Genomic DNA, 11,541 nt, shown 5'->3' with positions numbered 1-11,541 from the left:
GTTCATCCCTGGGTCTTCTGGATAGCTTCGCGAAGCACCTGGCGGTCGTCGAAGGGACGCACCACCCCGGCGATGTCCTGGCCCTGCTCGTGGCCCTTGCCCGCGATCAGTACGGTGTCGCCGGGCCGCGCGCGGGCGACGGCGGCGGCGATGGCTGCGGCCCGGTCCTCGAAGACCTGGACCTCGCCTCGCTCGTGCTGCGGCACCTCGGCGGCTCCCGCGAGCATCGTGGCGAGGATCGCGAGGGGGTCCTCGGAACGGGGGTTGTCGGAGGTCAGTACGGCGGTGTCGGCGAGCCGTGCGACGGCGGCACCCATCGGCATCCGCTTCGTCCTGTCGCGGTCACCGCCGCAGCCGAGCACCACGTGCAGCTGACCTGTCGTCACCTTGCGCAGCGCGCGCAGGACCGATTCGACGGCGTCCGTCTTGTGCGCGTAGTCGACGACGGCCAGATAGGGCTGGCCCGCGTCCACCCGCTCCAGGCGGCCCGGTACGCCCTGTACGGCGGCGATGCCGTCGGCGGCGGTCTGCGGGTCGATTCCGGCCACGGCGAGGGAGACGAGCGCGGCGAGCGTGTTCGCCACGTTGAAGGGGCCCGCGAGCGGCGACCTGGCGGTGACCCGCTCGCCCTTGGGGCCGACAGCGGTGAACGTCGAGTCCATCGGGCCGACTTCGACGTTCTCGGCCCGCCAGTCGGCGTCGGGGTGCCCCTCGGCGGAGAAGGTGACGACGGGGACGGTGGCCTCCTTGGCCAGCCGGCGCCCGTACTCGTCGTCGAGGTTGACCACGCCCAGCTTGCTGCGTTCCGGCGTGAACAGCTGTGCCTTGGCCTGGAAGTAGTCCTCCATGCCGGAGTGGAACTCCATGTGCTCCGGGCTGAGGTTGTTGAAGACGGCGATGTCGAAGATGCAGGCGTCGACCCGGCCGAGGACCAGCGCATGGCTGGAAACCTCCATGGCGACCGCCTCGACCCCGCGTTCACGCATGACCGCGAACAGCGCCTGGAGGTCGGTGGCTTCCGGCGTCGTGCGCTCCGACTTGATGCTCTCGTCGCCGATGCGCGTCTCGACGGTGCCGATCAGTCCGGTGCTCCGGACCGTCTTCAGACCGCCCTCGACGAGGTACGCCGTGGTGGTCTTGCCGGAGGTGCCGGTGATGCCGAACTGAAGCAGGTCGCGCCCCGGGTGGCCGTAGATCGTGGCCGCCAGCTCTCCCATCTGCCCTCGCGGGTCGTCCACAACGAGGACCGGCAGCCCGGTGGCCGCGGCGCGTTCGGCGCCCGTCGGGTCGGTCAGCACGGCGACGGCGCCGAGTCCGGCCGCCTGCGTCACGAAGTCGGCGCCGTGCAGGCGGGCGCCGGGCAGCGCGGCGTACAGGTCGCCGGGGCGCACGGCGCGGGAGTCATGGGTGATACCCGTGACCTCCACAGCGGTGTCCTGTGGCTTCTGGGCACCCAGCTGATCGGCGAGTTCCGCCAGGGGTGTGGCGGCGTTCTGAACCGGTCGCGGCGGCCCCGGATATGTCACAGGAACGCCCTTCTGGGTGGTTTGGGACTGATCAGCGTCTGGCACGGCGGTGAGCGTACCGGGCGCACCCCCGCCGGAGCGAAGTGAGGGCGTGGACGGGCCGTGCGCCGGGGTGTGCGGCACGGCGTGGTTCCCGGGATCGGGGGTGATCGTTGTCACGAGGTGTTCCTGGCTGGTTTCCGTGCTGATCAGGGCGTGAAGGTCACGGGGAGATTCGCGGCCTTGGCCCCGGTGGGCGGTACCTGAAGTGTCTTCAGGGCGAACTCCATGACCTCCTTGTAGATGGGTCCACAGATCTGGCCTCCGAAGTAGCTGCCCTTGGTGGCGTTCTGGATCGCGCAGTACACGGTGATCCGCGGGTTGTCGGCGGGTGCGAATCCGGCGAACGACGAGGTGTAGCCGTTGTACTTGCCGGTGGCCGGATCCACGCGGTTGGCCGTACCCGTCTTGCCCGCGACCCGGTAGCCGGGAATGCGCGCCTTGGTGCCGGTGCCCTGCTCGTCGTCCACGACGGACTCCAGCATCTGGGCGAGGGTCTTCGCCGTCTTCTCGCTGACGACCCTTGTCTTCTTGGGCTCGGAGGCGGGCGTGAAGCGGCCGTCGGCACCTTCCGTACCGCGCACCAGAGTCGGCTCGATCCGTACGCCGCCGTTGGCGATCGTCGAGTAGACGGAGGCCGCCTGCAGCGCGCTGAGCGACACTCCCTGGCCGAAAGGAATCGTGTACTGCTGCGAGGTCGACCAGTCCTCGGGGGCCGCGAGGATGCCCTTCGTCTCGCCGGGGAAGTCCAGCCCGGTGTTGCCGCCGATGCCGAACTTGCGCAGGTACGAGTAGAGGACCTTGTTGGCCTCCGTCTGCGTCTTGCCGAGCTGGCCGACCGCCAGGATGGTGCCGATGTTGCTGGACTTGGCGAGCACGCCGTTGAGCGTCAGGCTCCAGGTCGGGTGGTCGATGTCGTCCTGGAAGAGCCGGTCGCCGCGCTGCAGCCGGTTGGGCACGACCACATGCGTCGCGGGCGTGGCGACGTTCTCCTCCAGCACGGCGGCCATCGACATGACCTTGGCGGTGGAGCCGGGCTCGTACGCGTCCTGGACGGCCGCGTTGCCGAGCGCCGCCGGGTCGGCCTGGGAGAGGTCGTTCGGGTCGAAGCCGGGCGAGTTGGCCATCGCGAGGATCTCGCCGGTCTGCGTGTCCTGCACTATCACGTACCCGCTGTCCGCCTTCGACTCCTTCACCTGCTCGGTGATGGCGTTCTGCGCGGCCCACTGGATGTCACGGTCGATGGTCAGCTCGATGTCGGAGCCGGCCACGGCGGGGGTCTCGGTGGAACCCGCGGTGGGCACCTGGAGGCCGCCGGACTGCGCGTACCGGATCTCGCCGTCCTTGCCGGCCAGTTCCTTGTTCAACTCCTGTTCGAGCCCGCCGCCGCCCTTGCCGTCGGCGTTGACCCAACCCAGTATCCCGGCGGCGAGATCTCCGTTCGGGTACACGCGCTTGCTGGCGGGGACCGCGACGATGCCCGCGAGGACGTTTACCGTGCTCGGGTCGGTCTCCGCCTTGGCCGCGAGCGTGCTCCTGATGTCCTTGATCTGCTTCCAGACCTGAGGGGTCTGACGGTTCGCGAGCAGGGTGTAGCGCGTGTTCTTCGTCTTCAGCTTCTTGGTGACCTTCTCCGCGTCCTGGCCGAGGATCGGGGCGAGCAGCGCCGCGGCCTGCTCGGGCGCGTCCGCCGTCTTCGTGGCCTTCTGCGTGAACATCGTGGGGTCGGCCGTGATGTCGTACGCGTCCACGCTGGTCGCCAGCTCGACGCCGTTGCGGTCCGTGATCCCGCCGCGTTCGGCAGCCAGAGTGCGCCCGACGTACCGGTTCTGCTCGGCCTTGGCGACATACGTGCTCGCGTCCACGGCCTGCACCTGGAGCAGCCGCACGACGAAGGCGATCATCACCAGGGTCAGCGCGAGACTGACCATACGGAGCCGGGGGCGCGGGCTGCCGAGCCGGATGACACGGGGGCCGGCGGGCCTCGGCGCGCCCGGGCGGCGCGCGGGGCGGGCGCCGGGGTCCGGACGCCGCTGGCCTGAGGGTCGTACGGGCCTGGCGGGGCCGGGCACTCGGCGGCGCGGCGGTTCCCTGTCGGACACTTCCGTCACCTGCCGGGGATTGTGGAGGGCTGTGCGGACGGGGTGGCCGCCGGCGGCTGCGCGGAGGCGGCGGCCGTGGACGGCGTGGGGGTGGGCGTTGGGACCGCGGTCGGCGTCGGGCTCGGCGCGGGGGCGAGGACTTCGGGCGGGCGCACCACCGGGGTACGTGCGGAGGACTGCTGGGCGGCTGCTCCCGGGACGCCCTTGACGGTGCCGTCCGGGTTGAGGAAGGCCGGGTCGCCGCCGGGGACCATGCCCAGTTCGCGGGCTCGGCGCTGGAGGGCGTCGGGGGCGGCGTAGGCGTCCACGTCCCGCTGGAGCGCCTGCTCCTCGTCGGTGAGGCTCTTGGTGTCCCTCTGCAGGTCGTCGAGCTGGAACGACCCTGCGCTGAGCGCGGAGTTCAGCACGAGGAGCCCGATGAGGCCGCCGCCGAGCAGGAGCACGACCAGCAGGACGAAGGGGGTACGGGCGGCCGTCCCGGCACCTGCCGGGAGAAGCCGGGCGAGCTTGGCGGCCCGCCCTCTCAGTTCGGGTTTCCTGCTCACGCGCCCTCCCTGCGGGTTCGGTTTCCCGACTCGCGGCCGCGCCGCGAGTTCGAATCTCCCACCCATGTCGCCTCGCGGGCCGGGATCATCGACTCGCTCCGCTCCGTGAGTTCGGATGTCCTACCCGGACGCCGACAACGCGTCTGGATCCCCAACCCACTCGGTCCCGTGAGTTTGGATGCCGCACCGAGTCGCGGCCCGCGAGTTGGGATGTCCCACTCTCCCGACCTCGCGAGTTCGGGTTTCCGACTCACTCGTCCTCCCTCTCCCCGCGCCTCACTCGGCTTCCTCGCGGATGCGCTGCGCCCCCCGCAGCCGGGCGGGAGCCGCTCGCCGGTTCTCCGCGACCTCTTCCTCGGTGGGAAGTTCGGCACCGCGCGTGAGCAGCTTGAGCCGGGGCTGGTAGCGCTCGGGCACGACCGGCAGGCCGGGCGGCGCCGTGTTGGCGGCGCCGGCCGCGAACACCTGCTTGACCAGCCGGTCTTCCAGCGAGTGGTACGACAGAACGGCGATCCGGCCGCCGACGGCGAGCACCTTCACGGCCGCGGGGATCGCCTGCTCCAGGACGCTGAGTTCGCCGTTGACCTCGATGCGCAGCGCCTGGAAGGTGCGCTTGGCGGGGTTGCCGCCGGTCCGCTTGGCGGCCTGGGGAAGCGAGTCGCGGATCAGCTCGACGAGGCGCGCGCTGTTGCTGAAGGGTTCCTTCGCGCGTTCACGCACGACCGCCGACACGATCCGCTTGGCCTGCTTCTCCTCGCCGTACGCCCGCAGGATCCGTACCAGTTCGCCCGGCGGGTAGGTGTTGAGCACCTCGGCGGCGCTCATGCCGGTCGTCTGGTCCATGCGCATGTCGAGCGGAGCGTCCTGCGCGTACGCGAACCCGCGGTCCGCCTCGTCGAGTTGCATGGAGGAGACACCCAGGTCGAACAGGATGCCCTGGACGCGCGGGATGCCCAGGCGGTCGAGTACGTCGGGGAGTTCGTCGTAGACGGCGTGCACGAGGGTCGCCCGGTCACCGAAGGGGGCGAGCCGCTCCCCGGAGAGGCGCAGCGCCTCCTTGTCGCGGTCCAGGGCCACGAGACGGGCCTCGGGGAACTGGGTGAGGAGCGCCTCGCTGTGGCCGCCGAGTCCCAGGGTGCAGTCGACGACGACGGCTCCGGGCCCGGTGAGGGCCGGGGCCAACATGTCCAGGCACCGCTGGAGCATCACCGGGACGTGTCGACTCTGGCTCAAGGGGCCCTCTCAGATCCGGCAAGGCAGTACGCACCGCCGGGTCCCCGCCCTCCCCCAGCTGACGCTGGGGGGACCCCCGGAGAAGGGGAGGCCCGCTGGCGCCGGGAGAGTGGCGTCAGCCGACCGGGAGCGGGAGGAGGCCGAGCCGTACGTACGCGCCGCGCACGTGGGGAAACGCCGGAAAATCGCCGGGTTTCCGGGGGAAAGCAGTCCAGCAGGGAGAGCCTCGCCTCCCGCTTCGCGTCACTTTAGTCCACGGTGTCTCGCGGTCAATCAACCGGCATGCGCGTCGTGAGTCCTGCTCCCGATGAAGCCGTGAATCGGAAAGAACAACCCATACGGGCGAGCCGACACCGCCCGTGTGGGTTACCTCACAACAAGCCACGATGACGTTCTTTGTCCCCTCTCACGGCAGGACCGCTTCATATGTGACCAGTACCGTCATAGGCATGACGACCTCCGCATCTGTTCCCACCGGGCCCGAAGGCGCCATATCCAGCGACGGCACCGTGACCGACCGTCTCGTCGACGCGAACCAGCAGTACGCCGCCGCCTTCGCCGATCCGGGGATGGACGCCCGTCCCGTCCTGCACGTCGCGGTGGTCGCGTGCATGGACGCCCGGCTCGACCTGCACGCCGCGCTCGGCCTGGAGCTGGGCGACTGTCACACCATCCGCAACGCCGGCGGAGTCGTCACCGACGACGTGATCCGCTCCCTCACGATCAGCCAGCGGGCGCTCGGCACCCGCAGTGTGGTCCTCATCCACCACACCGGCTGCGGCCTGGAGTCCCTCACCGAGGACTTCCGGCACGATCTGGAGATGGAGGTCGGCCAGCGGCCGGCCTGGGCCGTCGAGGCCTTCCGGGACGTCGAGCAGGACGTACGGCAGTCGATGCAGCGCGTGCGCACCTCGCCGTTCCTTCTGCACACCGACGACGTACGCGGCTTCGTCTTCGACGTCACGACGGGTCTGCTGCGCGAGATCGACCCGGTCTGACAATCTTCATCGGGCCTTCACGGTGGCTTTCTGGGCCTCGTGGGAGCCTCTGTTCACTAAAAATCATGAACCAGGGCCGACCAAAAGACCGCAAGGCAGACATATCGCGGCCAGTTATCCACAGGCGGATGACACGAACCGGTAACGGCAACAAGAATGCGAGTGTGGCGTCACGCGGAACTTTTCCCGCTTGGTGTCCGTGTTTTGGGGTGGGCCGGTCCGCACAGGGCGTCGGCCCGAGAAAGGGCCGAGGAGGGCCGGGTGACGACCTATGACGATCGAGCGAGCCTTACAGATCTGACCGCCACTGTGGAGCGTGTCCGCAGTTCGGTGGAAGGAGTGATCGAAGGCAAGCCTGAGGTCGTACGGCTTTCGCTGACCGTGCTGCTCGCCGAGGGTCATCTTCTGATCGAGGATGTTCCCGGCGTCGGCAAGACCATGCTGGCCAAGGCGCTGGCACGGTCCATCGACTGTTCGGTGCGGCGTATCCAGTTCACGCCCGACCTGCTGCCCTCGGACATCACAGGTGTGTCCATCTGGGACCAGCAGCGCCGGGACTTCGAGTTCAAGCCGGGCGCGATCTTCGCTCAGATCGTGATCGGCGACGAGATCAACCGAGCCTCGCCCAAGACACAGTCCGCGCTCCTGGAGTCCATGGAGGAGCGCCAGGTCACCATCGACGGGACAACGTACGAACTGCCCAGCCCCTTCATGGTGGTGGCCACGCAGAACCCGGTCGAGATGGAGGGCACCTACCCGCTTCCGGAGGCCCAGCGCGACCGTTTCATGGCCCGTGTCTCCATCGGCTATCCCAGCGCGGAGGCCGAACTGCAGATGCTGGACATCCATGGCGGGGTGAACCCGCTGGACGACCTCCAGCCGGTGGCGCACGCACACGAGATCGTGAAGCTGATCGACGCGGTCCGCTCGGTCCACGTCGCCGACCCGGTGCGGCGGTACGCGGTGGAGCTGGTCGGGGCCACGCGCACGCACCCCGATCTCAGACTCGGCGCCTCACCGCGTGCCACGTTGCACCTGCTGCGCGCGGCGAAGGCGTCCGCCGCCCTCAGCGGCCGGGAGTACGCACTTCCGGACGACGTCCAGGCACTCGCCGTGGCGGTCCTGGCCCACCGTCTGCTGCCCACGGCACAGGCACAGCTGAACCGGCGCACGGCCGAACAGGTCGTGCAGGAGATCCTGCAGCGCATCCCCGTTCCCGCCGCGCCCCAGCAGCAGTCCGGCTTCACGGTGGGCCGCGGTGCCACCGCCTACGGCCAGCAGCCGCCGCGGAGGCTTGGATGACGCAAGGAGGGACGGGGTACACCGCCGAGGAGGACAAGGGCGGGCTGCGCACAGCGCTCGCCGGGCTCACCACGCGGGGCCGCTCCTTCCTGGCCGCCGGAGTCGCGGCCGCGATCTGCGCGTACGTCCTGGGGCAGAGCGATCTGCTCCGGGTCGGCCTGCTCCTGGCGGTGCTGCCACTGGTGTGCGCGACCGTGCTGTACCGCACCCGTTACCGGGTCGCGGGCAGCCGCAGGCTCGCCCCCGCGCGCGTGCCCGCCGGTTCCGAGGCGCGGGTCCATCTGCGCATGGACAACGTCTCGCGGCTGCCCACCGGACTGCTGATGCTCCAGGACCGGGTGCCGTACGTGCTCGGCCCGCGGCCCCGGTTCGTCCTGGACCGGGTGGAGGCGGGCGGCCGCCGCGAGGTGTCCTACCGGGTGCGCTCGGACCTGCGCGGCCGCTATCCGCTGGGCCCGCTGCAACTACGGCTCACGGACCCCTTCGGAATGTGCGAACTGACGCGCTCCTTCTCGACGTACGACACCCTGACGGTCATCCCGCGCGTGGAGGCGCTGCCGCCGGTGCGGCTGACCGGTGAGGCGAAGGGGTACGGCGACGGGCGGCAGCGCTCGCTGGCGCTGGCCGGCGAGGACGACATAATCCCGCGCGGCTACCGCTACGGCGACGATCTGCGCCGGGTGCACTGGCGCCTGACCGCGCGCTACGGCGAGTTGATGGTCCGCCGCGAGGAGCAGCCGCAGCGCTCCCGCTGCACGGTGCTGCTGGACACCCGGGGGGTCGCCTTCGAGGGCGCGGGCCCGGATTCGGCCTTCGAGTGGGCGGTTTCGGGCGCGGCGTCGACGCTGGTGCACATGCTCGAACGGGGCTTTTCGGTACGGCTGTTGACCGACACCGGCAGTTCGGTGCCCGGCGAGGGCGCGGACGGCTTCGCGGGCGCGAGCCCGGAGTCGGCGGACGCGGCCGGACTGATGATGGACACACTCGCCGTCGTCGACCACTCGGACGGCACGGGTCTGTCCCGCGCCTACGACGTGCTGCGCGGCGGGAACGAAGGGCTGCTGATCGCCTTCCTCGGCGATCTGGACGAGGAACAGGCGACAGTGCTCGCCAAGATGCGCCAGCGCAGCGGCGGGGCCGTCGCCTTCCTGCTGGACAGCGAGGCATGGATGCGGGAACCGGCGGACGTCCCCGGGCCGTTGGACAAGAGCGAGGATCAACTGCGCATGCTGCGCGAGGCGGGCTGGACGGCTGTGAGGGTGCCACGGGGGGCGGGGATCGCCGACCTGTGGCGTGAGGCGGACCGGCAGCGCACGGGCGTCGCGTCGACGGGAAGTACGGCGGGGGGTGGTGGCTCATGAGCGGGCGGGCGCGACTGGCGCTATTCGCGGCGGCGGCCACTCTCATGGCCGCGACTGCTCTGCTGCCGCTGGTCGATCCGGCGACCTGGTTCTTCCAGGCGGCGTTTCTGCTGGCGATGCAGTCCGGTGCGGGCGCGCTGACCCGGCGGGTTCCGCTGGCCCGGCCGCTGACCGTGGCGGTGCAGGCGCTGGTGACGCTGATGCTGCTGACGCTGGTCTTCGCCCGGCAGCAGGCCTTCCTCGGGATCATCCCGGGGCCCGAGGCCTTCAACCAGTTCGGGGTGCTGCTGCAGGCGGGCACGGACGACGTCGGGCGGTTCGCGATTCCGGCGCCGCTGTCCGACGGCATCCGGCTGATGCTGGTCGGCGGTGTCCTGGTGATCGGGCTCTTGGTGGACGCGCTCGCGGTGACGTTCCGCAGCGCGGCTCCCGCGGGACTCCCGCTGCTCGCGCTGTACTCGGTCGCCGCGGGGCTTTCCGGCGGCGGTGCCGCATGGCTGTGGTTCCTGCTCGCGGCCGCCGGCTATCTCATGCTGCTGCTCGCCGAGGGCCGCGACCGGCTCTCGCAGTGGGGCCGCGTCTTCGGCGGAGCGGCGGCGTCCCGAACGCCGGGCCCCGAACCCTCGGGCGGCGCCGTCGCGCCCGTGCGCACCGGGCGGCGCATCGGCGCGGTCGCGCTGGGCATCGCCCTGGTGGTGCCGCTCGCCCTGCCCTCGCTCGACGGCGGTCTGCTGGACGGTACTGGGACGGGTGTGGGCTCGGGCTCCGGAGGCGGTGGCACGATCTCTGCGGTCAACCCGCTGGTCTCACTCCGCGACAGTCTGAACGTGGACGAGGACCGCGAGGTCATGTCGTACCGCACCAACACCGACGACACCCAAGACATGTATCTGCGGATCGTCTCCCTGGACGACTTCGACGGCACGGCCTGGAAGCCGGCCCAGCGGCACATCGTCGATGTGCCGGACACGTTCCCGACGCCGATCGGCCTCGGGAGCGACGTCCAGCGGACCGCGATCCAGACCCGTGTCTCGGCGGCCGACTGGTACGCGCAGGACTGGCTCCCCATGCCCTATCCGGCCACCCGGGTGGACATCAACGGCAGCTGGCGGTACGAGCCGGTGGGGCGCACGCTCGTCGGGGACCACGGCCAGAACACGCGAGGCGTGCAGTACGAGGTCACGAGCCTGCTCGTGCAGCCGACCGCGGAGCAGCTCGCGACGGCGCCGGAGCCGGATCCGGCTCTGAAGCGCGAGTTCACTCAGGTGCCGGATTCGCTGCCCTCGGTGGTGGCCGACACCGCGCGCGAGGTGACCGCGGGCTCGGCCAACCACTACGAGCAGGCGGTCAAGCTCCAGGACTACTTCGCCGTGAGCGGCGGATTCACGTACGACACGGAGGTGCAGGTCGGCAGCGGTTCTGCCGCGATCGCGCGCTTCCTGAAGGACAAGGAGGGCTTCTGCGTCCACTTCTCCTTCGCGATGGCCGCGATGGCCCGCACGCTGGGGATACCGGCCCGCGTGGCGGTGGGCTTCACGCCCGGTTCCACGCAGCCCGACGGTTCGATGACGGTGGGGCTGCGGGACGCGCACGCCTGGCCCGAGCTGTACTTCGAGGGGGTGGGCTGGACGCGCTTCGAGCCCACTCCCAACCGGGGCTCGGTTCCGGACTACACCCAGCCGGAGACGTCCGGCACCGATGTGCCGGCCGCACCGCAGCCGACGCAGTCGGCCTCCGATGCGCCTGCCGCCTCGGCGTCGGCGAGCGAGAGCTGCACGGCGCAGGAGCGGAAGCTCGAGGCGTGCGCGAGCGAATCCGCGCTGGCCACGGTGGGCTCCGACGACGACGGTATGCCGTGGCTCCAGATCCTGGGGCTGGCCTTGGCCGGACTCCTGGTCCTTGGGGTGCCGTTGCTGCCGATGCTGTGGCGCATGCGGATACGGGCCGTGCGGCTCGGCGCGCACGGGCGCACCGACGCGGATGCGGCGGTGTACACGCTGAGTGCCTGGCTGGAAGTGACCGATACGGCGTGGGACTACGGGATCGAGCCGGACGACTCGCAGACGCCTCGCAAGGCTGCCGCGCGGATTGTCCGTCTCGGGCTTCTCGAACCGACGGCGGCGGATGCGGTGCACCGGGTGGCGGCGGCTGTGGAGCAGGTGCTCTACGCTCCGCATCCCCGTCCGACGGCGGGTCTCTCCGAGGACGCCCGTCAGGTCGCGGACGGCTTCCGCACCTTGGCAAGCCGTCCGGCCCGTCTCCGTGCACTCCTCGCTCCCCGCTCAGCCATCCGGGTGGTGTGGGCGGCGTCGGACTACTGGACCGCTCTGGCTGCCCGCCTGGCGGCCCGGCGGGAGACCTTGCTGCGGCGGCCTTCGGGGCAGAACGGCTGACCGTCCCTGCGCTGTGTGCGGCCCTTGCCCTGACTGGGGCGG

At 70.6% G+C, this 11,541-nt stretch carries 8 protein-coding genes; 4 read left to right on the top strand and 4 right to left on the bottom strand.

Annotated features, from left to right (window positions below; all coding sequences use genetic code 11):
* Positions 1 to 2: 2 nt before the first annotated feature.
* The 4 genes from OG246_RS20490 to rsmH form a co-directional block, all read right to left on the bottom strand.
* Positions 3 to 1,526 (bottom strand): UDP-N-acetylmuramoyl-L-alanyl-D-glutamate--2,6-diaminopimelate ligase, encoded by a 1,524-nt coding sequence (locus OG246_RS20490; protein WP_266470760.1) that lies wholly within the window; start codon positions 1,524 to 1,526, stop codon positions 3 to 5.
* Positions 1,527 to 1,714: 188 nt separating this feature from the next.
* The gene (locus tag OG246_RS20485; RefSeq protein ID WP_323178324.1) at positions 1,715 to 3,667 is read right to left on the bottom strand and encodes a penicillin-binding protein 2; all 1,953 of its coding nucleotides are present in this window, start codon (positions 3,665 to 3,667) and stop codon (positions 1,715 to 1,717) included.
* A 5-nt stretch (positions 3,668 to 3,672) separates the two neighbouring features.
* On the bottom strand, positions 3,673 to 4,212 hold the full coding sequence (locus tag OG246_RS20480; RefSeq protein WP_266465250.1) for a hypothetical protein: 540 nt from the start codon (positions 4,210 to 4,212) through the stop codon (positions 3,673 to 3,675).
* A 276-nt stretch (positions 4,213 to 4,488) separates the two neighbouring features.
* Complete coding sequence (gene rsmH, locus OG246_RS20475) at positions 4,489 to 5,445, bottom strand: 16S rRNA (cytosine(1402)-N(4))-methyltransferase RsmH (RefSeq protein WP_266465248.1); 957 nt, start codon at positions 5,443 to 5,445, stop codon at positions 4,489 to 4,491.
* 449 nt (positions 5,446 to 5,894) lie between these two features.
* Between rsmH and OG246_RS20470 the strand changes: the two genes are divergently transcribed.
* The 4 genes from OG246_RS20470 to OG246_RS20455 all read left to right on the top strand — a co-directional run bounded on the left by OG246_RS20470 (position 5,895) and on the right by OG246_RS20455 (position 11,499).
* On the top strand, positions 5,895 to 6,443 hold the full coding sequence (locus OG246_RS20470) for a carbonic anhydrase (RefSeq protein ID WP_266465246.1): 549 nt from the start codon (positions 5,895 to 5,897) through the stop codon (positions 6,441 to 6,443).
* A gap of 261 nt (positions 6,444 to 6,704) precedes the next feature.
* Positions 6,705 to 7,745: a MoxR family ATPase gene (locus tag OG246_RS20465; RefSeq protein WP_266465243.1), complete on the top strand. Its 1,041-nt coding sequence runs from the start codon at positions 6,705 to 6,707 to the stop codon at positions 7,743 to 7,745.
* A complete protein-coding gene (locus tag OG246_RS20460; protein ID WP_266465240.1) occupies positions 7,742 to 9,106 on the top strand; it encodes a DUF58 domain-containing protein in 1,365 nt (454 codons plus the stop codon). The genes OG246_RS20465 and OG246_RS20460 overlap by 4 nt, the downstream gene beginning before the upstream one ends.
* The gene (locus OG246_RS20455) at positions 9,103 to 11,499 is read left to right on the top strand and encodes a DUF3488 and transglutaminase-like domain-containing protein (protein ID WP_266465237.1); all 2,397 of its coding nucleotides are present in this window, start codon (positions 9,103 to 9,105) and stop codon (positions 11,497 to 11,499) included. Before OG246_RS20460 ends, OG246_RS20455 begins: the two co-directional genes overlap by 4 nt.
* Positions 11,500 to 11,541 lie beyond the last annotated feature (42 nt).

The organism is Streptomyces sp. NBC_00620, from assembly GCF_026341825.1.
In the GTDB taxonomy this organism is placed as follows: Bacteria; Actinomycetota; Actinomycetes; order Streptomycetales; family Streptomycetaceae; genus Streptomyces.
This window is presented reverse-complemented; position numbering and strand designations above follow the sequence as displayed.